General features: G+C 62.0%; 25 protein-coding genes. 18 read left to right on the forward strand and 7 right to left on the reverse strand.

What is annotated here, in order from left to right:
• The first annotated feature begins 8 nt into the window (after window positions 1-8).
• From AAC077_RS09470 to AAC077_RS09525, 12 genes are all read left to right on the forward strand, one after another.
• Entirely contained in the window at window positions 9-578 is a 570-nt protein-coding gene (locus tag AAC077_RS09470; protein WP_224554064.1) for a peroxidase-related enzyme, read from the forward strand.
• Window positions 579-581: 3 nt separating this feature from the next.
• Complete coding sequence (locus tag AAC077_RS09475; protein ID WP_339768871.1) at window positions 582-977, forward strand: rhodanese-like domain-containing protein; 396 nt, start codon at window positions 582-584, stop codon at window positions 975-977.
• A 28-nt stretch (window positions 978-1,005) separates the two neighbouring features.
• Window positions 1,006-2,673, forward strand: coding sequence for an acyl-CoA synthetase (locus tag AAC077_RS09480; protein ID WP_339768872.1), 1,668 nt, complete (start codon window positions 1,006-1,008; stop codon window positions 2,671-2,673).
• Between the two features lie 25 nt (window positions 2,674-2,698).
• Window positions 2,699-4,096: an FAD-binding oxidoreductase gene (locus tag AAC077_RS09485; RefSeq protein ID WP_339768874.1), complete on the forward strand. Its 1,398-nt coding sequence runs from the start codon at window positions 2,699-2,701 to the stop codon at window positions 4,094-4,096.
• 112 nt (window positions 4,097-4,208) lie between these two features.
• Window positions 4,209-5,156: an ABC transporter permease gene (locus AAC077_RS09490; protein WP_339768877.1), complete on the forward strand. Its 948-nt coding sequence runs from the start codon at window positions 4,209-4,211 to the stop codon at window positions 5,154-5,156.
• On the forward strand, window positions 5,153-5,968 hold the full coding sequence (locus tag AAC077_RS09495) for an ABC transporter permease (RefSeq protein ID WP_339768879.1): 816 nt from the start codon (window positions 5,153-5,155) through the stop codon (window positions 5,966-5,968). Before AAC077_RS09490 ends, AAC077_RS09495 begins: the two co-directional genes overlap by 4 nt.
• Entirely contained in the window at window positions 5,965-7,587 is a 1,623-nt protein-coding gene (locus AAC077_RS09500) for an ABC transporter ATP-binding protein (RefSeq protein WP_339768881.1), read from the forward strand. Before AAC077_RS09495 ends, AAC077_RS09500 begins: the two co-directional genes overlap by 4 nt.
• A complete protein-coding gene (locus AAC077_RS09505) occupies window positions 7,565-9,013 on the forward strand; it encodes an aldehyde dehydrogenase family protein (RefSeq protein ID WP_339768883.1) in 1,449 nt (482 codons plus the stop codon). Before AAC077_RS09500 ends, AAC077_RS09505 begins: the two co-directional genes overlap by 23 nt.
• Before the next feature lie 24 nt (window positions 9,014-9,037).
• On the forward strand, window positions 9,038-9,778 hold the full coding sequence (locus tag AAC077_RS09510) for an SDR family oxidoreductase (RefSeq protein ID WP_339768885.1): 741 nt from the start codon (window positions 9,038-9,040) through the stop codon (window positions 9,776-9,778).
• Complete coding sequence (locus AAC077_RS09515) at window positions 9,775-10,125, forward strand: cupin domain-containing protein (RefSeq protein ID WP_339768887.1); 351 nt, start codon at window positions 9,775-9,777, stop codon at window positions 10,123-10,125. The genes AAC077_RS09510 and AAC077_RS09515 overlap by 4 nt, the downstream gene beginning before the upstream one ends.
• Before the next feature lie 4 nt (window positions 10,126-10,129).
• Window positions 10,130-11,131, forward strand: a complete 1,002-nt coding sequence (locus AAC077_RS09520; protein WP_339769494.1) for a P1 family peptidase — start codon at window positions 10,130-10,132, stop codon at window positions 11,129-11,131.
• Window positions 11,124-12,488: a tetratricopeptide repeat protein gene (locus tag AAC077_RS09525; RefSeq protein ID WP_339768890.1), complete on the forward strand. Its 1,365-nt coding sequence runs from the start codon at window positions 11,124-11,126 to the stop codon at window positions 12,486-12,488. Before AAC077_RS09520 ends, AAC077_RS09525 begins: the two co-directional genes overlap by 8 nt.
• 5 nt (window positions 12,489-12,493) lie before the next feature.
• Here AAC077_RS09525 and AAC077_RS09530 read toward each other — a convergent pair whose 3' ends face one another.
• The 4 genes from AAC077_RS09530 to AAC077_RS09545 all read right to left on the reverse strand — a co-directional run bounded on the left by AAC077_RS09530 (window position 12,494) and on the right by AAC077_RS09545 (window position 15,682).
• Complete coding sequence (locus tag AAC077_RS09530) at window positions 12,494-12,967, reverse strand: c-type cytochrome (RefSeq protein WP_339768892.1); 474 nt, start codon at window positions 12,965-12,967, stop codon at window positions 12,494-12,496.
• Window positions 12,968-13,052: 85 nt separating this feature from the next.
• Complete coding sequence (gene maiA / locus AAC077_RS09535; RefSeq protein ID WP_339768894.1) at window positions 13,053-13,697, reverse strand: maleylacetoacetate isomerase; 645 nt, start codon at window positions 13,695-13,697, stop codon at window positions 13,053-13,055.
• Complete coding sequence (locus AAC077_RS09540) at window positions 13,694-14,389, reverse strand: fumarylacetoacetate hydrolase family protein (protein ID WP_339768896.1); 696 nt, start codon at window positions 14,387-14,389, stop codon at window positions 13,694-13,696. Before AAC077_RS09540 ends, maiA begins: the two co-directional genes overlap by 4 nt.
• 66 nt (window positions 14,390-14,455) lie before the next feature.
• Window positions 14,456-15,682 carry a DUF2254 domain-containing protein gene (locus AAC077_RS09545; protein WP_339768898.1) on the reverse strand — a complete coding sequence of 409 codons (1,227 nt, stop codon included), beginning with the start codon at window positions 15,680-15,682 and terminating at the stop codon, window positions 14,456-14,458.
• Between the two features lie 128 nt (window positions 15,683-15,810).
• On the opposite strand from AAC077_RS09545, the gene AAC077_RS09550 reads away from it, so the two are divergent.
• Window positions 15,811-16,662, forward strand: coding sequence for a formate/nitrite transporter family protein (locus tag AAC077_RS09550; protein WP_339768899.1), 852 nt, complete (start codon window positions 15,811-15,813; stop codon window positions 16,660-16,662).
• Window positions 16,663-16,733: 71 nt separating this feature from the next.
• Here the strand turns inward: AAC077_RS09550 and AAC077_RS09555 are convergent, their stop codons facing one another.
• Window positions 16,734-17,462: a Crp/Fnr family transcriptional regulator gene (locus AAC077_RS09555; protein ID WP_339768901.1), complete on the reverse strand. Its 729-nt coding sequence runs from the start codon at window positions 17,460-17,462 to the stop codon at window positions 16,734-16,736.
• 96 nt (window positions 17,463-17,558) lie between these two features.
• On the opposite strand from AAC077_RS09555, the gene AAC077_RS09560 reads away from it, so the two are divergent.
• Window positions 17,559-17,927, forward strand: coding sequence for a hypothetical protein (locus AAC077_RS09560; RefSeq protein WP_339768903.1), 369 nt, complete (start codon window positions 17,559-17,561; stop codon window positions 17,925-17,927).
• Window positions 17,928-17,930: 3 nt separating this feature from the next.
• Here AAC077_RS09560 and AAC077_RS09565 read toward each other — a convergent pair whose 3' ends face one another.
• Both AAC077_RS09565 and AAC077_RS09570 read right to left on the reverse strand, forming a co-directional pair.
• Entirely contained in the window at window positions 17,931-19,445 is a 1,515-nt protein-coding gene (locus tag AAC077_RS09565; RefSeq protein ID WP_339768905.1) for an FAD-dependent oxidoreductase, read from the reverse strand.
• Between the two features lie 125 nt (window positions 19,446-19,570).
• A complete protein-coding gene (locus tag AAC077_RS09570) occupies window positions 19,571-20,386 on the reverse strand; it encodes a response regulator (RefSeq protein WP_339768907.1) in 816 nt (271 codons plus the stop codon).
• A gap of 107 nt (window positions 20,387-20,493) precedes the next feature.
• Between AAC077_RS09570 and AAC077_RS09575 the strand changes: the two genes are divergently transcribed.
• From AAC077_RS09575 to AAC077_RS09590, 4 genes are read left to right on the forward strand one after another with little or no spacing between them, the layout of a single operon-like run.
• Window positions 20,494-20,658, forward strand: coding sequence for a NepR family anti-sigma factor (locus AAC077_RS09575; protein WP_339768909.1), 165 nt, complete (start codon window positions 20,494-20,496; stop codon window positions 20,656-20,658).
• A complete protein-coding gene (locus AAC077_RS09580) occupies window positions 20,655-21,212 on the forward strand; it encodes an RNA polymerase sigma factor (RefSeq protein ID WP_339768911.1) in 558 nt (185 codons plus the stop codon). Before AAC077_RS09575 ends, AAC077_RS09580 begins: the two co-directional genes overlap by 4 nt.
• Window positions 21,212-22,948 carry a histidine kinase dimerization/phosphoacceptor domain -containing protein gene (locus tag AAC077_RS09585; RefSeq protein ID WP_339768913.1) on the forward strand — a complete coding sequence of 579 codons (1,737 nt, stop codon included), beginning with the start codon at window positions 21,212-21,214 and terminating at the stop codon, window positions 22,946-22,948. The genes AAC077_RS09580 and AAC077_RS09585 overlap by 1 nt, the downstream gene beginning before the upstream one ends.
• Before the next feature lie 9 nt (window positions 22,949-22,957).
• Window positions 22,958-24,502 carry a phospholipase D-like domain-containing protein gene (locus tag AAC077_RS09590; RefSeq protein WP_339768915.1) on the forward strand — a complete coding sequence of 515 codons (1,545 nt, stop codon included), beginning with the start codon at window positions 22,958-22,960 and terminating at the stop codon, window positions 24,500-24,502.
• Window positions 24,503-24,600 lie beyond the last annotated feature (98 nt).

Genomic DNA, 24,600 nt, shown 5'->3' on the forward strand with positions numbered 1-24,600 from the left:
GGACTTCCATGACCAACACATCCATCAGCCGCTTTCCGGTGCCCGACATCAAGGACCTGCCCGAAGACCTGCGCGACCGCATTCTGGCGGTTCAGGAGAAATCGGGTTTCGTGCCGAACGTTTTTCTGACGCTGGCCCACAGACCGGAAGAATTCCGCGCCTTTTTTGCCTATCACGACGCCCTGATGGACAAGCCCGGCGACATCACCAAGGCCGAGCGTGAAATGATCGTGGTGGCCACCTCGAACGCCAACCAGTGCCAGTATTGCGTGGTTGCCCACGGCGCGATCCTGCGCATCCGCGCCAAGGACCCGCAGATTGCCGATCAGGTGGCGATCAACTACCGCAAGGCGGACATCACCCCGCGCCAGCGCGCCATGCTGGATTTCGCCATGAAGGTTTCGGCCCGCGCCTACGAGGTTGACGAAAGCGATGTCGAAACGCTGAAATCGCACGGGTTCAGCGAGGAAGACATTTGGGACATTGGCGCGATCACCGCGTTTTTTGGCATGTCCAACCGGCTGGCGAACCTGACCAGCATGAAACCCAACGCCGAATTCTACAACATGGGGCGCTAGGACATGGCCATTGGATACCAACAGATGCTGGATGACGCCGACGCCAAAGTGACTTCGGTCGAAGCGGCGGATATGGCCGCACACCTGGGCGCGGAGGACATCGTGATGGTCGACATCCGCGACCCGCGTGAACTGGAACGCGAAGGCATGATCCCCGACGCCTTTCACGCCCCGCGCGGGATGCTAGAGTTCTGGATTGATCCGGCCAGCCCCTATCACAAGCCGCGCTTTGCCGAGGGCAAAACCTATGTCTTCTATTGCGCCTCGGGCTGGCGGTCGCTGCTGGCTGCGAAAGTGGCGCAGGACATGGGGCTGGACGCCCGCAGCCTGCGCGGCGGTTTTGGCGGCTGGAAATCCGACGGCCACCCCGTTGGCGAACTGCAAAAGCGGGCGCGCTGATGCGCGCCCAGATCAAGGACCACCGCGCATGAGCATGTATGACACCGACCTGGACCGCTGTCCGGCCAACCACCAACCGATGTCGCCGGTTTCCTATCTGGAACGCGCAGCGCTGACCTATCCCGACCGCGTCGCGGTGATCCACGGGCCGGACCGGATCAGCTATCGCCAACTGTGGGAAAACTGCCGACGGCTGGGCTCGGGGCTTGCGGGGCTGGGGATTGACCACGGCGACACGGTCTCGGTGCTGTTGTCGAACACGCCGCCGATGATCGAGGCGCATTATGGCGTTTCAATGGCCAATGGCGCGGTTCTGCATTCGTTGAACTACCGTCTGGACGCACGCGCCATCGCCTTTCAACTGGACCACGCCGAATCCAAGGTGCTGATCGTCGACCGCGAGTTTTCGGATCTGGCCGCCGAAGCGCTGACGCTGATGACATCGCCATCGCGGCCCATCGTGATCGACTATGACGACGCGGCCTATCCCGACGATGCCCCCTATCCCAAGGGACCGCTGATCGGAACGATGGATTATGCCGCACTGCTGGCCACGGGGTCGCCCGACTATGCAGCGCCGCCCCCGCGTGACGAATGGGATGCGATTTCGCTGAACTATACCTCGGGCACCACCGGCAACCCAAAGGGGGTCGTTTGCCACCATCGGGGTGCGGCGCTGATGGCGTTGAACATGGTGATTCACGGCGAAATGGGGCGGCACCCTGTCTACCTGTGGACGCTGCCGCTGTTCCACTGCAACGGCTGGAGCTTTTCGTGGAGTGTCGCGGTTCAGGCGGGCACCCATGTCTGCCTGCGCTGGGTCCGTGCCAAACCGATCTATGACATGATTGCCGACCACGGTGTCACCCACCTGTGCGGCGCGCCGATTGTCATGACGACGCTGCTGAACGCCGCCGATGCCGACAAGACGCCCTTTGCGCATACGGCAACCTTTATCACCGCCGCCGCACCCCCGCCCGCTGCGGTGCTGGAAGCGATGAAGGCTGCCGGGTTCGAGATGCAGCATATGTACGGGCTGACCGAAACCTATGGCCCCGTGGTGATGAACGCATGGCAGGATACATGGGACGACCTGCCGCTGGCCGATCAGGCCGCTTACAAGGCACGTCAGGGCGTCCGCTTTTTGTCGCTGTCCCAAGCGGATGTGCGCGACCCGCAAACGCTGGCAGCGGTCCCGCGCGACGGCGAAACGCTGGGCGAGGTCATGTTGCGCGGCAATGTCGTGATGAAAGGATACCTGAAAAACCCCACCGCCACATCCGAAGCCTTTGCCGGCGGCTGGTTTCACACCGGCGATCTGGGTGTGATCCATCCCGACGGGTATATCCAGCTTAAGGACCGGTCAAAGGACATCATCATCTCGGGCGGCGAAAACATCTCGTCTATCGAGGTCGAGGACGCGATCTTTGCCCATCCGGCTGTTGCCTTGTGTGCGGTCGTAGCGATGCCCGACGCCAAATGGGGCGAACGGCCTGTGGCCTTTGTCGAACTGCGCACGGGACAGACGACCAGCGAACGCGCGTTGCTTGACCATTGCCGCGCGACCCTTGCGCATTTCAAATGCCCCGCAAAAGTGGTGTTCGACGAATTGCCCAAGACATCGACCGGCAAGGTGCAAAAGTTTGTCCTGCGTGAACGCGCCAAGCTGTTGGCAGAACAGGCGCTGGCCGGCTAGGCGCGCCCCGCAAAAGGAGACACCGATGCAAGACACCCCTACGCTGCCCGACACCGGCCTTGTGGACCGTCTGGCATCGGCCCTGCCACCCGAAGCCTTGCTGACAGGCGACGCCATTGGCCCGCGCTATCAGGAGGACCGGCGCGACCGGTTTTCCGCCCGCCCGCAGTTTGTTCTGCGCCCTGCCGACACCGCCCAGACCGCAACCGCGCTGGCGCTGTGTCACGAGGCGGGGCAGCCGCTGGTGGTCCAGGGCGGACGCACCGGGCTGTCCGGTGCCCATCGCATTGCAAATGGCGAGGCCGTTCTGTCACTGGAACGGATGACCGACGTCGGCAAGGTGGACATGGACAGCGCCACCGTGCTGGCCGGGGCCGGTGCGCCCTTGCAGATGGTGCAAACGGCCGCGCAGGACGCCGGTCTGTTCTTTGGCGTCGACATCGGTTCGCGCGGGACCGCGACCATCGGCGGCAACATCGCCACCAATGCAGGCGGCATCCGCGTGCTGCGCTATGGCATGTTCCGCGCGCAGGTCGCCGGGCTGGAAACCGTGCTGGCCGACGGCACGGTGCTGTCATCGCTGCGCGGTCTGGCCAAGGACAACACCGGCTATGACCTGAACCAGCTTTTCATCGGCGCCGAGGGCACGCTGGGCGTCGTCACCCGCGCCTTGCTGCACCTGCACCCCCGCCCGCAAACCGAACTGAACGCGCTGCTGGCGATGCCGTCGCTGCCTGCGGCGCTGGCGTTGCTTCAGCGCGCGCGTCAGGGGCTGGGCGACGTACTGTCCGCCTTCGAGGTGATGTGGAAAGACACCTATTTCGGCATCTGCGCCCACCAGAACCGCCAGCCCCCGCTGGGCACCGAGGCCCCCTTTTACGTGCTGATCGAATGCCAGTCTGCGGACGCAGGCCCCGCAGTGGCCGAACGGTTCACCGATGTTCTGATGCGCGCACTTGAGGATGATCTGGCGCTGGACGCCATCGTGAGCCAATCGAACCGTGAATTCGACACCCTGTGGGACATCCGTGACGGCGCTGCCGACTTTGTGCGCGGCCTTGACGGGGTGGCCAACGGCGACATCAGCGTGCCGATAAACCGGATCGAGGCCTTTGCCCAGGCCAGCCAGACCGCGCTGCGCCGGATTGATCCCGATGCGGGGTTTTACATGTTCGGCCATCTGGGCGACGGCAACCTGCATTACGTCTTTACCACCCAAGACAAGCCCGCGGCATTGGAAAAGCTCTATGCGCTGACCGCCGAACACGGCGGATCAATCTCGGCGGAACACGGCATCGGCGTGGACAAGAAGCCGTGGCTGGGATTGTCGCGCAGCCCGCAGGAACTGACCGTTATGCGGCAGCTAAAGCGCAGCTTTGACCCCAAAACGATCCTGAACCGCGGGCGTCTGTTCGACCTTTGATCCGCAATGCCATCCGCCGCCAAATCACCCGCCCGCTGATTTTCGCACCGTTGCGTCATTTGTGTGCGGTCTGCGCTAGACCCTGCTGCGATCCGGGCCTAACGTGCGCGCGATGCTGCGATATATCCTCAAACGTCTGCTGTCCCTTGCCATCAGCCTGGCCGTTGCCTCGCTGGTGATTTTCTTCGTGATCGAGATCGCTCCGGGCGATCCGGCGACCTTCATGTTGGGGATCAATTCGCAACCCGACACCATCGCCGCCCTGCGGGTCGAGCTGGGGCTGGACGTGCCACAATGGCAGCGCTACCTGAATTGGGTCGGCGGGCTGCTGACCGGTGATTTTGGCACCTCGTACACCTATCGCACCCCTGTGGCGCAAATGATTTCCGAACGGTTGTGGGTGTCTTTGCCGTTGGCGATCTATGCGCTGACGCTGAGCACCCTGATTGCCTTTCCCACCGGCATCTATGCCGCGTCCCGCCGGGGCAAGGCAGGTGACACCGCCGTGATGGGGGCCACGCAACTGGGCGTGGCAATCCCGAACTTCTGGTTTGCGATGATGCTGGTCTTGTTGTTCGCCATCAACCTGCGCTGGTTCAGCGCCGGTGGCTTTGTCGGCTGGGACAAGGGGTTGGGCGCGGGGCTGTGGTCGCTGACCCTGCCCGCGATTTCGCTGGCGTTGCCACAGGCGGCGATCCTGTCGCGGGTCATGCGGTCGGCCCTGCTGGACGTGCTGGGCGAGGATTTCATGCGCACCGCACGCGCCAAGGGGCTGACACGCAAACAGGCGCTGTGGCGGCACGGGCTGCGCAATGCGATGATCCCCGTTCTGACCATCATCGGGCTGCAATTCTCGTTCCTTCTGGCCGGCGCCATCATCATCGAACAGGTGTTCTACCTGCCCGGTCTGGGGCGGCTGGTGTTCCAGTCGATCAACGCCCGCGATCTGATCGTGGTGGAAAGCGTGGTCATGCTGCTGGTGTTCACCGTGATCATGGTGAACTTTGCCGTCGATCTGGCCTATGCCCTTGTCGATCCCCGCCTAAGGAGCCGCACATGAGCCGCAACCTGATCATCGGCGGGCTGCTGACGGCGCTTGTGGTGCTGGCCGCATTGCTCAGCTTTGTCTGGACGCCCTACGCGCACACCGCGATGGACATCCCCAACAAGCTGCAACCGCCGAATGGCACGCACTGGCTGGGCACCGACCATTTCGGGCGGGATATTCTGTCGTTGATCATGGTCGGCGCACGCACGTCCATCGCCGTGGCCTTTGTCGCGGTGGGGGTTGGTATGCTAATCGGTGTGCCGCTGGGCCTGTGGGCCGCCGCGCGCAACGGCGGCTGGATCGACGAGCTGATCATGCGCGGCAATGATCTGGTGTTTGCCTTTCCCAGCCTTGTCATCGCCATCCTGATCACCGCCATCTTCGGCGCCGGTGCGATCAATGCCATCATCGCCATCGGCATCTTCAACATTCCCGTCTTTGCCCGCGTCACCCGTGGCGGTGCACTGCCCATTCTGGCGCGCGAATTCATCATGGCCGCCCGCGTTTCGGGCAAGGGCGACGCGCGGATCGCGTTTGAACACGTGCTGGGCAACGTCGCCAACCTGTTGATCGTGCAGGCCACGATTCAGTTCAGTCTGGGCATTCTGGCCGAGGCCGCGCTGTCCTATGTGGGCTTGGGCGCGCAACCGCCCACGCCAAGCTGGGGCCGGATGCTGGCCGACGCGCAAACGCTGGTCAGCATTGCGCCGCATATGGCGCTGATCCCGGGCTGTGCGATCATCATCACCGTTCTGGGTCTGAACCTGCTGGGCGACGGGCTGCGCGACAGGCTGGACCCGAAACTGCGGGTGTCACGGGTATGAGCTTGCTTAGCGTTCAGAACCTGTCGATGGGCATTCACGACCACCCCGTGTTGCACGATGTCACCTTCGAGGTGGCCAAAGGCGAAATCGTGGCGATCACCGGCGAAAGCGGCTCGGGCAAGTCGATGACCGCCTTTTCGGTGATGGGCCTGACCCCTGACGGGGCGCACGCCACGGGCCGGATCATGTTGAAGGACACCGACCTGCTGACGCAGACCGAGGCGCAGATGTGCGCCCTGCGCGGCAATGCCATCGGCATGGTGTTTCAGGAACCGATGACCGCGCTGAACCCGGTGAAAACCATCGGCGACCAGGTGGCCGAAACCATCCTGATCCACGGCGCTGGCACCCGCGCCGAGGCGATGCAGATCGCCGCCGACACCCTGAGCCGCGTCGGCCTGCCCCAGGACCGCTTTCCGCTGGGACGGTTCCCGCATGAACTGTCCGGTGGCCAGCGCCAGCGGGTGGTCATCGCCATGGCCATAGCCCTGCGTCCCGCGCTGCTGATCGCGGACGAACCGACGACGGCGCTGGATGTCACGACACAGGCGCAGATCCTGCAACTGCTGGCCAAACTGGCGCGCGAGGATGACATGGGCCTGCTGATGATCACCCATGATCTGGCGGTGGTGTCCGAAATGGCCGACCGCATCGTGGTGATGCAACACGGCAGGATCGTCGAACAGGGCGACACCGCGCACCTTCTGCACAACATGCAGCACCCTTATACCAAACTTTTGTTTGCCGCCTCGACCCATCAGGTGGATCTGCCACCGCTCAAGTCCGACGCCCCACTGCTGCGGGTCGATGGCGTCAGCCGTGATTATCGCACCCCGCGCAAATCCGTGTTTGGCGCGCCGGGCACCTTCCGCGCCGTGAACAACGTCAGCTTTGACATCAAGAAGGGTGAACGCCTTGGGCTGGTCGGGGAAAGCGGATGCGGAAAATCGACCCTGACACGGGCGATTCTGGGGCTGGAAGACGTGCAAAGCGGCACAATCACCCTGAACGGTGCGCCGGTGTTTTCAGCGGGCAAGGCAAACCTTGCCGTGCGCCGCAACATGCAGGTGGTGTTCCAGGACCCCTACGGCAGCTTCAACCCGCGCCACCGCGTATCGCGGCTGATCACCGAACCGTTCTTTCTGTTGGACAACCCGCCCAAGGGGCAGGAACGCACCGATCTGATCGCCGAAACGCTGGAAGCTGTCGGCCTGTCGGCGGCAGATGCCGACAAATTCCCGCACCAGTTTTCGGGCGGGCAACGCCAACGCATCGCCATCGCGCGGGCGCTGATCATCCGCCCCGAAATCATCGTCTTTGACGAGGCGGTCAGCGCGCTGGATGTCTCTGTCCGCGCGCAAATTCTTGATCTGCTGGCCGACCTGTGCCGCCAATACGACCTGACCTATCTGTTCATCAGCCACGACCTAAGCGTGGTGCGCACGGTGACCGACCGTGTGATGGTGATGCAGTCGGGCCAGATTGTCGAACACGGACCGACCGAACAGGTCTTTTCCGACCCGCAACACCCCTACACGCAAACTTTGCTCGCGGCGGCGCCCATGCTGCCCGACCTTACAGACAAGGCCAGTACCCATGCCCAACCCCCTTTGGTTTGACCCCACCGAAATTCTGATCGGCGGCCAATGGCAGCCCTGCGCCAGCGGTGAAACGATCCCGCTGGTCAACCCGTCGGACGGCAGCGAACTGGCGCAGATCGCGCGCGGCACCGGTGCCGATATCGACGCCGCCGTCACGGCTGCGCAAGCCGCATTGGACGGCGCATGGGGCCGCATGACCGCGCTGGAACGGGGCCGCATCCTGACCGAGATTGGCCGTCGCGTGCTGGACCACGTGGACGCATTGGCCGAGCTTGAGGCCTGCGACGTGGGCAAACCGCTGGGACAGGCGCGCGCCGATGCCGTCGCACTGGCCCGTTACATGGAATTCTACGGCGGGGCCGCCGACAAGGTGCATGGCGCGACCATTCCCTATCTGGACGGCTACACCGTCTATACGATGCGCGAACCGCATGGGGTCACGGGGCACATCGTGCCGTGGAACTATCCGATGCAGATCATCGGGCGCAGTGTTGGCGCGGCCCTAACCATGGGCAACGCCTGTGTGCTGAAACCGGCGGAAGAGGCATGTCTGACCGCGCTGGCCTTTGCCCGCATCTGTCAGGACGCGGGCCTGCCCGATGGCGCGCTGAACGTGGTGACCGGCATTGGCGTCGAGGCGGGGGCCGCCCTGACCAGCCACACCGGCATTCACCACATCAGCTTTACCGGATCGGTGCGCACCGGCGCGCTGGTGCAACAGGCAGCGGGGGCCAACGTGGTGCCCGTGACGCTGGAACTGGGCGGCAAGTCGCCGCAACTGGTGTTTGACGATGCCGATCTGGATGCGGCCCTGCCGTTTCTGGTCAACGCGGGCATCCAGAACGCGGGCCAGACCTGTTCGGCGTCCTCGCGCATTCTGGTGCAGCGCGGGGTCTACGACGCCGTGCGCGACCGTATGGCCGAAGCCTATCGCGCGCTGACTGTCGGCCCGGCCATGGACGACCTGCGCGTCGGCCCGGTGATTTCCAACCGCCAGCGCGACATCGTGCAGGGCTTTCTGGACAAGGGCGCGGACCTGACCGTCGCCGCCACCGGACAGTTGCAGAACGCCCATGACGACGGGGCCTACGTGCTGCCGACGCTGTTCGCCGACGTGCCACCCGATCACACACTGGCCCGCGACGAGATTTTCGGCCCGGTTCAGGTGTTGATCCCCTTCGACACCGAAGAAGAAGCGGTGCAGATCGCCAACAGCACCGACTATGGACTGGTCGCCGCCATCTGGACCGCCAACGGCGCGCGCCAGATGCGTCTGGCCAAGGCACTGCGCGCCGGTCAGGTGTTCATCAACAACTATGGGGCGGGGGGCGGGGTCGAACTGCCGTTCGGCGGCAGCGGCAAGTCCGGCCATGGCCGCGAAAAAGGCTTCGAAGCGCTCTACGGCTTTTCCACGCTCAAAACCGTCGCGGCCCATCACGGCTAGGGCGTATTCACAGGGAGGAATGACATGCGACTGGACGGAAAAACAGCGATCGTAACCGGCGCGGCGTCTGGCTTTGGCGAAGGTATCGTGCGCCGGTTCGCCGCCGAAGGCGCCCGCGTTCTGGTGGCCGACATCAACGGCGACGGGGCCGCGAAAGTGGCCGCCGATCTGGGCACGGAATACTGTCAGGTCGACGTGGGCAAGGGTGCCTCGGTGCAGGCCATGGCCGATGTGGCGCTGAAAACGCTGGGCCATGTGGATATTCTGGTGAACAACGCGGGCATCACCCACCTGCCGCAGGCGATGGAATACGTGACCGAAGACGACTTTGACCGCGTGTTCAACGTCAACATGAAGTCGGTCTATCTGACCGCCCGCAGCCTTGTTCCCCACATGAAAGAACGCGGCACCGGCGCGATCCTGAACATCGCGTCCACCGCAGGCGTGTCGCCCCGCCCGAACCTGAACTGGTACAACGCATCAAAGGGCTGGATGATCACCGCGACCCGCACCATGGCGGTTGAGCTGGCCCCCAGCGGCGTGCGCGTCAACGCGCTGAACCCCGTTGCCGGGGAAACGCCGCTGCTGAAATCGTTCATGGGCGAGGACACGCCGGAAATGCGTGCCAAGTTTCTGGCGACGATCCCGCTGGGCCGCTTTTCCCAACCCGAAGATCTGGCGAATGCCGCGCTGTTCCTATGCTCGGACGAGGCCAGCATGATCACCGGCGTTGCCATGGAAGTGGACGGGGGCCGCTGCATATGAAAACGGTCAATCTGGCATCGAAACTGGCGCAATTCAGCACCCACTGGGACCCGCATGTGGTTGCTGATTACAACGACAACGACGTGATGGTGGTCAAATTTCAGGGCGAATTTCCCTTTCACCTGCACGAGGACACCGATGATTTCTTTCTGGTGCTCGAAGGCGAGATGGTGATGGAGCTGGAAGATGCCCAGCACCGTGTCGGCGCGGGGGAATTGTTTATCGTCCCGCGCGGCGTCACCCACCGGCCCCGCGCCGCAGCCGAATGCAAGGTGCTGCTGATCGAACCCAAGGGCGTGCCGAACACCGGCGATCCGGCCACAGCCGCCCCGAAACCACGGATCTGACATGATGACACCTGGCCCCCGCAACCTGCTGACCGACGTGCCCGGCCTGCGTGTCGGCAACGCCACCGACCAAGCTTTGAAATCGGGGGCGACCGTTGTCACGGCCGATGCGCCGTTCACCGCTTCGGTGGCCGTCATGGGCGGCGCGCCCGGCACGCGTGAAACCGATCTGCTGCAACCGGACAAATCGGTGGCGGCGGTCGATGCGCTGGTGCTGTCGGGTGGCTCTGCCTATGGGCTGGATGCCTGTTCGGGTGTGGTTGACGGGCTGCGGGCGATGGGGCGCGGTTACCGGATTGCCGATGCGGTGATCCCGCTGGTGCCGGGCGCGATCATCTTTGACCTGCTGTCCGGCGGTGACAAGGATTGGGACGAAAACCCCTATCGCAAGCTGGGGCGTGCGGCGCTGGATGCCGCCAGCGACGGCTTTGATCTGGGCAGCGTCGGTGCGGGCACCGGTGCGATGACGGCGATGATGAAAGGCGGACTTGGCTCGGCTTCGCTGGTGCTGCCAGATGGCACGACCGTCGCGGCGCTGGTGGCGGCGAACCCGATGGGGGCCGTGACCACACCCGGCGACCGGCACTTTTGGGCGGCACCCTTTGAAATAGACAATGAATTCGGCGGCCTTGGTCCCGACCCCGCCAGCGGGCTGGGCCGCACGCTGGACAGCCGCAAGGTCAGCGCGGTGATCGAACGCGCCAACACCACCATCGCCATCGTCGCCACCGATGCCAACCTGACCAAGGCGCAGTGCCAGCGCGTTGCATGGGCAGCGCACGACGGCATCGGGCGCGCCTGTGTGCCCGCGCACAGCCCCGGCGACGGCGATCTGGTCTTTGCCCTGTCCACCGGCGCGCGCCCCATGCAGGACGATCACCGCGACCTGTCGATCATCGGCCATGCCGCCGCCGTTTGCCTGTCGCGCGCCATTGCACGGGGCGTCTATCTGGCGCAGGCTGAACCGGACGATCTGTTGCCCTGCTGGAGGGACCTGAATGCCTGAGATGACCGACCTTTATGGCCTGCCCGTCACCGGTGCCGATGATGCCGCCCTGCAAGGCATCGACGATTTCGTGCACGGGTTCATCAGCTTTCAGACCAAGGCGGCCAATGTGCTGAAGGCCGCCGAGGCAGCACCTGACTGTGCGCTGGTCAACGCCTATGCCGCGATCCTGTACATGCTGCTGGAAGCCCCCGTTGCCCCGCAGCTGGCCGCGCCCTATCTGCAAGCCGCCGAAGCGGCCGCGCCCGATGCCACGCCCCGCGAGCAGGCGACCGTGCACGCCGCGCGCCTGTTTCACGACGGCAAGATCCCCGAACTGATTGCCCTGTGCGAGGAAACCATCCGCCGCCATCCGCGCGACATGGTGATGCTGAAACTGGGCCAGTACCACACGTTCAACATCGGTGATTTTCCCGCGATGCTGCGGATCGCCACACGCGCCTTTCCGGGGGCCGATGACATCGCCTATGCCCACGGGATGCTGGCGTTCGGATACGAGGAATGCCACCTGCTGAAACAGGCCGAAGCCGCCGCGCGCCGGTCGATGCGGCTGCGGCACGACGATCCGTGGGCGCATCACGCGCTGGCGCATATCTATCTGACGCGTGGCGACGTGACCGGTGGCATCGTCTTTCTGGAAAGCGTTTCGGACACTTGGCGTGATCTGAACAGCTTTATGCGCAGTCACAACTGGTGGCATCTGGCGTTGTTCTACATCAGCCAGGGGCGGCACGAGGATGTGTTGCAAGCCTATGATGAACACGTGTGGGGGCTGGCCAAGGATTACAGCCAGGATCAGGTCGGGGCGGTGTCCCTGCTGGCGCGGCTGGACTTTGCGGGGATCGACGTGGGTGACCGCTGGGCCGATGTGGTGGCCCATGTGGCGCAGCGCGGGGCCGATACGGTCAGCCCCTTCCTGACGCTGCAATACCTGTACGGGCTGGGGCGCACCGATGATCGTGCGGCGATGGATGTGTTGATGGACGCGATCAAGGACCGCGCCGCTGACACCACACGACACGATTGCCGCGCATGGGCCGAAGTGGCCCTGCCCGCGGCCCAGGGGATCGTGGCACATGCCAACCGCGACTGGGCCGAAGCCGCGCGGCTGCTGGGCATCGCCCTGCCCCGTCTGGCCGAATGCGGCGGCAGCCACGCCCAGCGCGACCTGTTCGATCAGATCCATCTGGATGCGTTGATGGAAAACGGCGACGTGGCGCGGGCACAGCAAGTGCTGGAAATGCGGCGCACCTATGATCCTGACGGCGTGCCGCTGAACCGGATGCTGGCCGAGGTCTATACCCGCAACGGCCTGCCGGAACTGGCGGAACAGGCACAGGCCCGCACCGCCCGTTAGTATCCTTAGCTGTCGCTGTCGGCCGGTGCTTCGGTGGCGTCCGCGTCAGCCGGTGCAACCTCGGGACCGACACGCGCCAGATAGGCCGCCACATCAGCGCCGCCTTTTTTCAGCTTGAACGACATGCCCGACTTGGCCTTGGAATCGTCCAGAAATTCGCGCAGGAATTCACGCGGATCGGCGACATATTTGGTCAGCGATTCCTCGTCCCAGACCAGGCCAGCCTCGCCCGCCGCAACGATGGAATTTTGATAGCTATAGCCTTCGGCGGTGCCCGCCTGACGCCCGATGACGCCGTACAGGTTCGGCCCGGTGCGCCCGCCCTTTTCGATCACTTCGTCGCCATTGGCGATCATGTGGCAGCTTTTGCATCTGTTAAATGTCTTGGCCCCTGCATCGGCATCACCCGCCTCGTGGCTGTCGGCAAAGGCTGGGGTGGCAAGGGCAAGAATGGCAACAACGCGGAACATGGATTTCATGGGTCACTCCGATCAACTGGCTTCAGGATTGGCTGCCCCCAAGGTAGCACGCAGCCAAACGAAGGCCGCGTGCCATGGTGTCGCATCAGGTGGCGTCAGGCTGGTTTGCGGGGGCCGCGCGTTCGAACGCGGGCAGCGCCATGCAGGCATCATGGATGCGCGCGATGGTCGGATAGGGGTCCAGCCCCACGCCGAACCGTCCGTTGTTCAGCACCTGGGCAAACAGACACAGATCGGCCAGACCGGGGGTGTCGCCATGGCAGAAACTGCCTGTTTCAGCCTCGGAAGAAAGCCGCGCCTCAAGGCTGTCCATGCCCGCCTGCGCCCATTTGCGGAACCAGGCGGCCTTGCCGTCGGCATCAACGCCGTATTCCGTTTCAAGGTGCTTGAGGATGCGCAGGTTGTTCAAAGGATGTACATCTAACGCGATAATATGTGCAAGACTGCGCACCCGCGCACGGCCCCATGCATCGGCGGGCAGAAGCGGCGGTTCGGGATGAACCTCGTCCAGCCATTCGATGATCGCCAGCGATTGCGGCAGCGCGCCGTCTTCGGTCACCAGCGTCGGCACCAGCCCTTGCGGATTCAGCGCCAGATGCGCCGCCCCGCGCTGTTCGTCCTTGAGCAGCGCATAGGACACATAGTCATAATCCAACCCCTTGAGGTTCAGCGCCGCCCGCACCCGGGCCGAGGTAGAGGACCGGAAATAGTTGTGCAAAACAAGGGTCACGCGCGCGCGCCCACTGTCACTTCTAGCGTTGCAATGCCGTCTACACCGCCGGTCATCACGTCACCGGGCGTCACCGCGCCCACACCCGCTGGGGTGCCGGTCATGATGATGTCGCCGGGGGCCAGTGTCATCGACTGGCTGAGTGTGGCGATGTGGTCGGCCACCGGCCAGATCAGATCGGCAATGTCCGCGTCTTGCTTGATCTCGCCGTTCACCGCCAGCCAGATGCGCCCTTGCGTCAGGCTGGCGACATCGGCCATCGGCACGATGGGTGCAATCGGGGCGGATTGGTCGAACGCCTTGCTCCAGTCCCATGGCCGGCCCATTTTCTTGGCGACATTCTGCAAGTCGCGGCGCGTCAGGTCGATGCCGACCGATGCGCCCCAGATGTGGTCCGGCACGTCGGCAACCGCGATGTCGGCACCGCCCTTGCCGATGGCAATGACCAGCTCGATCTCGTAATGAAAGTCTTCGGTCAGCGGCGGATAGGGGACGGTACAGGGCGTGTCCACTACCGCATCTGCGGGCTTGGTGAAAAAGAACGGTGGATCACGGTCGGGGTCGTTGCCAAACTCGCGGGCGTGGGCGGCGTAGTTGCGCCCGACACAAAAAACGCGGCGCACCGGAAACCGGTCGGCACTGCCTGCAACGGCCAAAGCGGCTTGCGGGGCCGGGGGAAACACAAAGCTCATGACGGGACCTTTCGAAGATTTCAGCACCGTTGTGAGCCAAGTCGAAGCGATTGGCAAATGCCCGTCTTAGGTGCTTTCAAAGTCCTTCAACAGCTTCGCAACGGTCTTTCTATGGTCCCCCGATGCGGCGTCCAGCAGGCTGCGCATGCAGAACATCCAATGATCGCGCGCCATCTTGTCGGCCATACAATAAGGCGCCGATGCGCGGAAACTGATGTTCAGCAGATGTTCGAGCGTCAGGCTGCGATACTGGATACGCGCGCGTTGCACCGGATGCAGCCCCCCTTTGTACTGAAGCGCCGTGTCGATGCCGTTGCGCATCCAGTTCAGGCAGTTCAGCGCAGTGAACGGGTCATTCACACCGGGCGACAGGGCCCGCGCGGCCATTTCGACCAGTTGGTCGATCATAAAGGTCACATCCTGCGCCTCGGTCTGCTCTTCGCCGACGGCGAAATTCGAACACACCTTGTTACAGATCTCGGGCGTGGGCGCGCTGGCGGAATGGACCGTCAGAACCGTCTCGTAGGCGCTGACAAAGCTGCCGATTTCGACGTGCACCGCCAACACCCAATCGTGTTCCTCGGCGGTTTCGGCCAGCGAGTCGAGATCAAGCTGCTGGATGTACCCTGCACGCCCCAGCCTCAGCTCGGTTACGACGGCATCCTTGGCCGGCGTCGTGGCCGGTTCCGGTTCACGGTCGGCATGGGTTTCGATAATCCGCTCGATCGCTGACGCCAGCCTGCGGCCCAGCGCGGCGGAAATATTCGACACGTTGATGGTTTCGGGAATGTGGTGCAGGAAATAGATCAACGTGCCCACCGACATCAGCGTCAACAGGATCGCCGCGACCATGGAATATTGCGGCACGAAGGATTCCAGCCCGTCCGCACCGGAACTTTGCACCGCGCGCAGGATCATCAGCGTGTAGACAAAGGACGAAATCAGCAAGCCCAGGCTGATTTGGTTGCCCCGGTCGCGCATAAAGTTACCGATCAGACGCGGCCCGAAGTTGCCCGAGGCAAAGGACACCGCGACCATGGTGATCGAAAACATCACCCCCGTCACACCGATGATCGACTGCGCAATCACCGCCAGCGTCTGCCGCGCGCCGTCAACCTGCGTGTTCAGAAAATAGTCCGGCAACGCGATGGGCAGGATGTCAGGATTGTGGTCGATCCACTGGGTCAGTTCCGACAGCAAAAGCGCCACAACCACCAGGGTGGACGGAATGAACCAATAGCTGGAGCGCACGTCTTGTACGAATTTCAGAATATAGGCGCGCGATCCGAACATACATCTCTCCAAAGGGTCAGGCTGCAATGTGGTGCAGAACCCCAACACGGCAATGGTCTGAGAATAACGGGGAACCAAACGGGATGTCAGGGGGTTAAAGTCCGATGGCCAACTGGAACGAACACACAATGGTATCTATCCACGAAAACGACCCCGGCGCAGCGCCGCTGGAAGAAGAGACAGAACGCGAGTCGGTCGAAGCCGCAGCCAAACTGTCGTCAAAGCTGATCTACGAGGTCATCCGCCGCGATGGCGAGGAAGAGCTGGCGCGCACCAAGCGGTCGCTGTTCTGGTCCGGTACGGCGGCGGGCATCATGATCAGCTTTTCGGTGCTGGGCGAGGCGATTTTGCGCACCTATCTGCCGGATGCGCCGTGGTCGTTCCTGATCGAGAATTTCGGATATTCGCTGGGCTTTTTGCTGGTGATCATGGGCCGGATGCAATTGTTCACCGAGAACACGATTACCACGGTACTGCCGCTGATGGTCAAACCGTCCGCACATAATTTTGCCTGCGTGGCGCGGTTGTGGGTGATCGTTCTGGGCGCCAACGTGATTGGTGCATTCTGTATTGCGACGCTGTACGCCTATACGCCCGCGATCCCCGACAACCTTGCGCCCGCGCTGCTGTCACTGTCGGAACACGCAATCCACATGCCTGCCGGCGAAAGCTTTTTCCGCGCGATCCCTGCGGGGATTCTGGTGGCGGCCATTGTCTGGATGCTGCCACAGGCGGATGAATCCGGCTTTTTCATTATTCTGACGTTCACATGGCTGATCGCGGCCGGTGACTTTACCCACATTGTCGCGGGGTCGGTCGAAATGGCCTATCTGGCGGTGCAGGGTCTGCTTGGTCCGACCGAGGCCATCTTTGGGTTCTTCATTCCGGTGCTGGCGGGCAACATCGTCGGCGGCACGGCAGTCTTTGCGCTGATCGCGTGGGGTCAGGTCAAGGATGACGTCCTGATGGACCGGCAGTAACAGCGGCAGTAACAAAAACACCCTCTGCTTTCACGGCAGAGGGTGTTTATTTTTCAAATCGCAGACTGTTTTTACATAATCGGGCGCTTCATCAGCGGTTCCAGTGTCATACCGGCCGCTTTGGCCAGCGCACCCAGATCATTCACAATCAGCGCATCGTCGCTCCAGTTCGCCAACTGGCGCGTGCGCAGCTTGCTTAGCGTCTTGTTGGTGTGGACCAGCGACAGGCCCAGCGCATCTGCCAGGTCCTGCTGACGGAACGGCAGCGGCATCACCCGGTCCCGAGCCAACCCCAGTGCTTGCCCGCGCATCATGATCTTGCACAACGCCCATGCAATGGCCTCGTAGGCCGTGCGCTGTCCGACAGAGGCCAGCGCTTCGCCCAGAAAATGCTCTTCTGCGGCGGCCATCCATGTCAGGTCAAAGGCGCGCTCGGGGTGGGATTTGAAAAAGTGCCAGAATTCGCTGCGGTCGAAGACGCACAGGGTCATCGGTGACGTGGCCTCGACCGAATGCTGCATCTCGCCCATAATGCCGGCTTGCAGGCCGATAAAATCGCCCGGAAAGACGAAATTGATCACCTGGCGGTTGCCGTTTTCCAATGTCTTGTAACGCAGCCCCATGCCGCGCAGCGCAGTATAAAGCTGTGGGCTGTTCGACCCTTCCATCAGCAGGGGTGTGCCGGGATTTACCTCAAGCTCACCCACCTTGAACTTCTGCATAAACCGGATTTCATCTTCCGTGAGGTCAACGAACACATCACTGCGTTGCAATGGACAGTTCGAGCACTTCGTCGCCATAATTCGTAAAACCTTGTTAAGCTATGTCATAGTTTAATGCGCCGCAGTTCAAAATGTTCCATGTTGGCCCTCTGTCAAAGAACCTGGGGACAGATAATGACGACGAAATTCCTGCTGGTGCAGGGCGATATACTGGTGACTGAGGATCTGACCCAGATTCTGTCGGACTGCATTCCAGCGTCGACCATTCGTCGTGTCAAAGACGTGCCCGAGGCGATTGACACGTTGCAACACGAGGGATCGCAGGATGTCGTGTTTCTGTTGGGGTCCGCAGCCAGCAGCACCGACCCTGCCTTGATGGACATGTTGGCCGAACGCGCGGTTACGGCTGTGCGTGTTGGTGTTGAAAACCCCAGCTTTACCGAGGTTCTTTATGACGGCTACCGCGTTGCCGTGCCGTTCAGCACCGGCGACATCGAACGCGTGCTGGGCAACATCGGCCTGAAGCCAATAGACCAAGACTGAACGCTACAGCCCCAACCCTTTCAAGTAATCCTGAAGCGGAACCACATCACCTGCCGGGGACGCGCATCCGATGTAAGTATCGGGGCGCAGCAAATAGGCCGCGTCACGCGCAAACCCCGCCGCGTCGCAGCCTGCGGTCCAATCGAACACATGCAGCGGAATATCCTTGTCTGCGCACCACGTCCGCAGCGCGTCTGCGGGCTGTCCGTATACATGCACCTGCCACGTAATGTCCGCCAGCGGGCCATAGTTGTCGCCCGTTTCCAGATGCACGAAAGGCAACCGGTCCCCGCCCGAAACGGTCCCCGCCCTGCCCGCGCCCAACGGCCCGTTGGAATAGCTGATCGCAACCTGCGAAATCGCGCGGAACATCGCCGCACGGGCTGTCGCAAGGCCAAAGGCCAGCTTGGCCACATTCGGCACCACATAGGTGCGCATGAACCCGAAAACGCTGCCCTTGCGCGAGGCCAGGTTGAACGCCTGATCCGTGGTCTTGATCAGGGTTTTTGCAAAGGCCGCGCGTTCGGCGTGGTAGCTGTCCAGCAGCGCGTCATTGCCGCGCCCGTTCACCACCGCGGCCAGCTTCCATGCCAGATTGATCGCATCGCCAATCCCGGTGTTCATGCCCTGCCCGCCCGCGGGGCTGTGAATATGCGCCGCATCCCCGGCCAGAAAGATGTTCCCGCGCCGGAAATGATCGGTCATGCGGTGGTGTGATTTGTAGGTCGAAAACCAGTTCAGGTGCGTCACCGTGATGCCCATGGCGTGCAGACTTTCGTGGCCGACGTCCTCAAAGTTCAGATCAGCGCTGGATGCCACCCGTTCGGACCGAACGCTGCCCACCAGTCGCATCTTGCCCTCGGCGCCATAGGGGAAGACCAGCAAGAAGTCTGACTCGTCAAAGGACAGGTGGACGTTGCCGTTGAACGTGTCCTGCGCCACTTCGACGTCGGCCACATACAGCAACGCGCTGTAGGTCCCGCCCCTGAAGCTGCCGCCCAGACCCTTGCGCACTGTTGATGCAGCGCCATCGGCCCCGACCATGAAACGGCTTGTGCAGGTTTCCACCTTGCCGTCAGGGCTGCGCAGCACGGCTGTGACATAATCGCCCGCGTCTTCGGCTTCCAGCAATTCGGTGTCGCGTTCAATGGTCAGGCCGCGTTCAGCAAGCTGGTCGCACAGATAAGCCTCGTGCTGGTCCTGCGGAAAGATCAGCAGATAGGGATAGGGGGTGATGTCAGCGCCGAAGTCGCGCACGTCGATCTGCGCGCGGCGCTTGCCACGGGCCCACATGTTGACGACACGGCTGGGGTGCCCCGCAGCGGCCACCGCGTCGGCCATGCCCATCTGTCGGTACAGTTCCAGCGTGCGGGCGTGAACCAGCATCGCCCGCGATGTGGTCCCCGGCCCGCTGGCCTTGTCGATAATCCTGACTGCGACCCCTTGGGCCTGCAACCACAATGCCAGAACCAAACCGGTCGGACCGGCTCCGACGATCAGAACATCGGTGTGCTTCATATCGAACGCCCTTCTATGGGTTCAACATGCGCGTCCCTGCCTTGTGTTTCAACGTGTCAGACACACAAAGGCCCGCCGCATTTCTGCGACGGGCCAATTCCAACTTGCGTGCCTTCGATCGAATATCAGACCTGAAGCGATGCCGTTGTCGAAAAGAACATCGCTTGGCTGACAGCCGATTTCACCTGATCTTCCTTGTACGGTTTTGAAATCAGGAACGCCGGTTCGGGGCGCTCGCCGGTCAGCAGACGTTCGGGGTAGGCGGTGATGAAGATCACCGGCAGGTTGCCGAACTGCTTCAGCAGATCGTTCACCGCGTCGATACCGGACGAGTTGTCGGCCAGACGGATGTCGGCCAGGATCAGATCGGGCTTGTCGGCGCTGCCCAGCTTCACGGCCTCGTCGCGGGTGCGCGCGATGCCGGTGATACGGTGGCCCAGATCGCCCACAAGGTTTTCCAAGTCCATCGCGATGATCGGTTCATCCTCGATGATCAGGACACGGCCCGCGATACTGTCGGCCATCTCGCGGTGCGCCACGCTGACCAGATGTTCGGCCTCGGCGCGGTCCACGCCCATGATGTCGGCCACCCCGCCAAAGTCGAATTCTTCGATGGTGTGCAGCAACAGCGCCTCACGCGTGTTGTCGGTCAGTTTCGACAGGTGTTTCTGCGCGGCGCCTTCCATGATGTCATCTGAACTGTCCATCGAGTCGACCTTGCTGGCCTGCCAGATCACGTGCAACACCTTGAACAGGGCTGTCTTGATATGCAGGGACGGGTCCAGCGCGCTGTCGTCGGCCAAAATCGCCTCGAGTGTCGCAACAGCATAGCGGTCACCGCCCGTCTGCGAGCCGGTGAGCGCCCGTGCGTAGCGGCGCAGGTATGGCAACACCGAACCAATTTCAGCGGTACGGTCTGTGCCAGTATTTTCAGAAGTCATATTATTTCCCCGAATTTCGAATTTCTTGGGAACCAAACGCAGCATCCCGTGTTTAGTTCCCAACTAAGTGCGCAAAAGTACATTTCTGAAATTAGGCGAAATCCACAATGTCAAATACCGAACCAAATTCCGGGACACGCAAGCAGATCGACGACAACCTGCGGCGCGTGTTCCAGGAAAAGGTCGAGGAAGAGGTTCCCGATCGCTTCAAGCAGTTGCTGGCGCAATTGCAGGAGAAGGACAGCCAAAAAGGGTCAGGTGACCAAAAATGAGCGATTCAGATCCGAGAAACGAGCTGGTAGACCATCTGCCGGCACTGCGGGCGTTCGCGCTGAGTTTGACGCGCAATGGGGCCGTGGCCGATGACATGGTGCAAGACACCGTTGTCAAAGCATGGACAAATATCGACAAATTTCAGCAGGGCACCAACATGCGTGCCTGGCTGTTCACCATCCTGCGCAACACCTATTATTCCAGCCGTCGCAAAGTGAAACGCGAGGTCGCGGATGTTGATGGCATCCACACTGGCAACATGGCCGAAAAGCCCGCCCACGACGGCCGCTTGCAGATGAACGATTTTCGCAAGGCCTTTGCGCAACTGCCAGATGAGCAGCGCGAGACACTTGTGCTTGTGGGCGCGTCAGGATTTTCCTACGAAGAGGCAGCCGAGATGTGCGGCGTTGCCGTTGGGACGATCAAAAGCCGTGCCAACCGGGGGCGCAAGCGTCTGGCGGAACTGATGCACCTTGATGACGAGGATTCGATGATCATGACCGACAGGGCAACGGTCGCAGTGGTAGCGGCGAACGGCTCTTCCGCATTCTGATGTCAGACCCGGGACGCGACACCTCGTCGACCCGGGCGCTTTCGCGCGGCCTTCGGATTCGCGTCGCGGCTTTTCTTGCGCTGGCCTTGTTGCCGATTGGTGTCATGGGTGTCTTGCAAACCCGCGACCTGTCGCGCGAGGTGGACAACCGGTCAGAGCTGGCGCTGTTGGCGCTGACCAACACCGCCGCTGTATCGGAACGCCAGGTGTTCGAGCGCGCCTTTGGCGCTGCCGAGGCGCTGACGGCCGTTCTGCAACTGATGCTGGTCGAACCGGAACGCTGCGGCAACTATCTGGCCCAGTATATCAAGCAAACCGGCAGCTATTCGTTTGTCGGATTTCTGGACCCCGACGGCAATATGGTGTGTTCGTCGGGCGGCACAGACTTTGACATAAACAACTGGTCAAACCTGACGCAACGTTTCGAATCCCCACGCATGTGGATCGACCCCACTCGGGATGACAGCGCGGACAGCAATGGCGCGATCGACGTGCTGTACCCATCCTATCAGGACGAGACGTTTCGCGGCTACATCGCAATGTCACTGCCCCGCATCGGCCTTGGTGTGCCATGGCAGCCATCGACCACACGCAGGCCCCTTAGTCTGACCACCTACAACGACCGTGGCGACGTGCTGACCACCGTGTCCTCCACGGCGGACCAGACAATCTATCTGCCGCAGGATTTCAAATTCGAACGGTTGGACGGCGACTGGACCCAGACCTTTGTTGCGAAAAACCAGTTCGATCAGGAACAGGCCTTTGCCGTGGTGCCGGTGATGCCGGGGCTGGTCTATGCGCTGGCCGCGTGGCCTGTCGAATATCGCAAACCCGCCATCGGTCGCTTTTCCAGTGCGCCGATGCTGTTTCCGTTCCTGATGTTCGTGGCCAGCCTTGCGGTGGCCTATTACGCCGTTGACCGGCTGGTCGTGCGCCACGTGAAAAACCTGCGCAACAAGGTGCAGGCGTTTTCGCGCACGCGCCGCCTGCCCACCACATCCGACCAGTTTTCCCTGTCGGCTGAATTGCAGGATCTTGAGGACGCGCTGGCCGAAATGGCCTTTCACCTGCTGGACGACGAGGCGCAGATGGAAGACGCCCTGCGCGAAAAGAATGTGCTGTTGAAGGAAGTCCACCACCGGGTGCGCAACAACCTGCAACTGATCTCGTCGATCATGAACATGCAGATCCGCAAGGCGACCGAACCCGAAACCCGCGATATTCTGCGCCGCTTGCAGGAAAGGGTGATGAGCCTGTCATCGGTCCACAAAAGCATTTACCAGACCGAAAACCTGAGCCGCACCAACGCGGGCACCTTATTGCCCGACTTGTTTGAACGGCTTGTCGCGGCGGAAGGCCCGCAAGGGCTGGAATATCGCCACGATTTCGACGAGGTCGAGCTGTTCCCCGATCAAGCTGTGCCGCTGACGCTGCTGGCATCCGAGCTGGGGACCAACGCCCTGACCTTCATGGGCGCACCCGAAGGCGAGAAACCGCATCTTTTTGTATCCCTCAAGCAACTGGATGCGGGGTCTGCGCGTTTGGTTTGCGAAAACTCGGTCGGTGCAGACATCAACGACATGAAACCCAACGAAGCTGGGTTGGGTGCGCAACTGATCCGGGCCTTTGCAACGCAATTGAACGGCAAGGTCGAAACCACCTCGACAGACCGTCTGTACCGCACCGAGGTGACTTTTGATGTCGAAGATGTGTTCCACGAACCCGCCGACCATTGATGCCGAAACATGACCGCGCAAATCCCGGCGCAGGCTCGGATTTTCCTGACGGCATCCGAGGCCTACCCTGCGCTTGAAACCCTGTTTCTGGATGCCAAGGAAGAGATCTTGGCAGGCTTTCGCGTGTTTGATCCCGCGACGCCGCTGTATTCCGACCGGGGGCGCGACATTGGCGACACTTGGTTTGACCTGATCGAACACACTCTGCGGCGCGGTGTGCGGTTTCGGATGTTGCTGACGGATTTTGACCCGATCATCCGCCCGGACATGCACCGCGCCACATGGTTGTCGAAACGCCGGATGATCCTGGCCGCCGAAGCGTCGGGCAATCCGCACCTGCTGGACATCGTGCCCGCCATGCATCCGGCGCGGGTCGGCTGGCTGCCGCGCATCTTTCTGTGGCCCAAGATCATCTCGGAAATCCGCACCGAGGTGAAACGGCTGAACGCACTGCCCGAACAGGAAGCGGCCATTCAACTGAAACACGCGCCGGGGCTGTGCCAGTATATCTCGGGTGACCACCCCGACCTGAAAGTCAGCCTGCGGCAGTTCCCCGCGCTGATCCCGACCACGCACCATCAAAAACTGGCGATTGCCGACGGCACGCGGTTGATGCTGGGTGGGCTGGATTTGAACGAACGCCGCTATGACACGCCGGAACATCGCCGCGACGGCCCGCAAACATGGCACGACGCCCAGATCATGTGCGAGGGTCCGATCGTGGAACAGGCGCAGCGGCATCTGACCGAAATGCTGGCTGTGACCAACGGAACCCAAGCGCCGCAATCGCTGCCGCTGATGCTGCGCACCCTGTCGCGCAAACGCAACAATGCGGCGTTCCATATGTCGCCCCACACAGTGCTGAACAAGATTGAAGTGGCCCATCTGGACATGATCGCCAAGGCACAGCATCTGATCTATCTGGAAAGCCAGTATTTCCGCAGCCGTGTGATTGCCAAGGCGCTGGCACGCGCGGCGCGTGAAAAGCCAGACCTGAAACTGATCCTGGTCCTGCCCGCGGCGCCCGACGACGTGGCTTTTGAACATTCAACCAAGAGCGACGCGCGTTTTGGGGAATACCTGCAAGCGAAAGCCGTGAGAAAAGTGACGCGCGCCTTTGGCAAACGCTGCCTGGTGATGTCGCCCGCCCGTCCTGTCACGCTGGACAATGACAGCGGACGGGCTGCGCATTTCAAGGCACCGATGATATATTTGCATGCCAAGGTTTCAATCTTTGACGACACCGACGCCATCATATCATCCGCCAACCTGAACGGACGCAGCATGCGCTGGGACACCGAGGTGGGTATGCACCTGACCGATCCGCAGACAGTTGCCACGTTGAAACAGCGCAGTTTTGACCACTGGCTGCCCCAGGATGCGACACCCGATTACCACGACTTGCAAACGGCTGTGTCTGCGTGGCGCAAATTGGCCGTGCGCAATGCCAAGCTGGAACCGGAACAACGCGCGGGCTTTGTGCTGCCCTTTCCCATTGCCCCCGCCCGCCGCTTTGGTCGCAACCTGCCAGCGGTACCTGAAGAATTGGTCTGACACTGCCCATGTTAGCGATGCGTTAACGCAACTGTGACAGATTGAATCTGATTCAAAGTTCCCTCGATGGAACCCGACCCAAATCCAGGTGTTGGGTC

Origin of the sequence: uncultured Pseudosulfitobacter sp. (genome assembly GCF_963976325.1) — a bacterium.
Taxonomy (GTDB): domain Bacteria; phylum Pseudomonadota; class Alphaproteobacteria; order Rhodobacterales; family Rhodobacteraceae; genus Pseudosulfitobacter.

What these genes read in the sequence shown, in the direction of transcription:
- AAC077_RS09585 (WP_339768913.1), top strand. Translation starts at nt 21,212, where the DNA reads ATGTCAGACCCGGGACGCGACACCTCGTCGACCCGGGCGCTTTCGCGC.
- AAC077_RS09520 (WP_339769494.1), top strand. Translation starts at nt 10,130, where the DNA reads ATGACACCTGGCCCCCGCAACCTGCTGACCGACGTGCCCGGCCTGCGT.
- AAC077_RS09555 (WP_339768901.1), bottom strand. Translation starts at nt 17,462, where the DNA reads ATGGCGACGAAGTGCTCGAACTGTCCATTGCAACGCAGTGATGTGTTC.
- AAC077_RS09560 (WP_339768903.1), top strand. Translation starts at nt 17,559, where the DNA reads ATGACGACGAAATTCCTGCTGGTGCAGGGCGATATACTGGTGACTGAG.
- AAC077_RS09550 (WP_339768899.1), top strand. Translation starts at nt 15,811, where the DNA reads ATGGTATCTATCCACGAAAACGACCCCGGCGCAGCGCCGCTGGAAGAA.
- AAC077_RS09545 (WP_339768898.1), bottom strand. Translation starts at nt 15,682, where the DNA reads ATGTTCGGATCGCGCGCCTATATTCTGAAATTCGTACAAGACGTGCGC.
- AAC077_RS09515 (WP_339768887.1), top strand. Translation starts at nt 9,775, where the DNA reads ATGAAAACGGTCAATCTGGCATCGAAACTGGCGCAATTCAGCACCCAC.
- AAC077_RS09475 (WP_339768871.1), top strand. Translation starts at nt 582, where the DNA reads ATGGCCATTGGATACCAACAGATGCTGGATGACGCCGACGCCAAAGTG.
- AAC077_RS09570 (WP_339768907.1), bottom strand. Translation starts at nt 20,386, where the DNA reads ATGACTTCTGAAAATACTGGCACAGACCGTACCGCTGAAATTGGTTCG.
- AAC077_RS09495 (WP_339768879.1), top strand. Translation starts at nt 5,153, where the DNA reads ATGAGCCGCAACCTGATCATCGGCGGGCTGCTGACGGCGCTTGTGGTG.
- AAC077_RS09505 (WP_339768883.1), top strand. Translation starts at nt 7,565, where the DNA reads ATGCCCAACCCCCTTTGGTTTGACCCCACCGAAATTCTGATCGGCGGC.
- AAC077_RS09500 (WP_339768881.1), top strand. Translation starts at nt 5,965, where the DNA reads ATGAGCTTGCTTAGCGTTCAGAACCTGTCGATGGGCATTCACGACCAC.
- AAC077_RS09580 (WP_339768911.1), top strand. Translation starts at nt 20,655, where the DNA reads ATGAGCGATTCAGATCCGAGAAACGAGCTGGTAGACCATCTGCCGGCA.
- AAC077_RS09590 (WP_339768915.1), top strand. Translation starts at nt 22,958, where the DNA reads ATGACCGCGCAAATCCCGGCGCAGGCTCGGATTTTCCTGACGGCATCC.
- AAC077_RS09525 (WP_339768890.1), top strand. Translation starts at nt 11,124, where the DNA reads ATGCCTGAGATGACCGACCTTTATGGCCTGCCCGTCACCGGTGCCGAT.
- AAC077_RS09575 (WP_339768909.1), top strand. Translation starts at nt 20,494, where the DNA reads ATGTCAAATACCGAACCAAATTCCGGGACACGCAAGCAGATCGACGAC.
- AAC077_RS09480 (WP_339768872.1), top strand. Translation starts at nt 1,006, where the DNA reads ATGAGCATGTATGACACCGACCTGGACCGCTGTCCGGCCAACCACCAA.
- AAC077_RS09485 (WP_339768874.1), top strand. Translation starts at nt 2,699, where the DNA reads ATGCAAGACACCCCTACGCTGCCCGACACCGGCCTTGTGGACCGTCTG.
- AAC077_RS09540 (WP_339768896.1), bottom strand. Translation starts at nt 14,389, where the DNA reads ATGAGCTTTGTGTTTCCCCCGGCCCCGCAAGCCGCTTTGGCCGTTGCA.
- AAC077_RS09565 (WP_339768905.1), bottom strand. Translation starts at nt 19,445, where the DNA reads ATGAAGCACACCGATGTTCTGATCGTCGGAGCCGGTCCGACCGGTTTG.
- AAC077_RS09510 (WP_339768885.1), top strand. Translation starts at nt 9,038, where the DNA reads ATGCGACTGGACGGAAAAACAGCGATCGTAACCGGCGCGGCGTCTGGC.
- AAC077_RS09490 (WP_339768877.1), top strand. Translation starts at nt 4,209, where the DNA reads ATGCTGCGATATATCCTCAAACGTCTGCTGTCCCTTGCCATCAGCCTG.
- AAC077_RS09530 (WP_339768892.1), bottom strand. Translation starts at nt 12,967, where the DNA reads ATGAAATCCATGTTCCGCGTTGTTGCCATTCTTGCCCTTGCCACCCCA.
- AAC077_RS09470 (WP_224554064.1), top strand. Translation starts at nt 9, where the DNA reads ATGACCAACACATCCATCAGCCGCTTTCCGGTGCCCGACATCAAGGAC.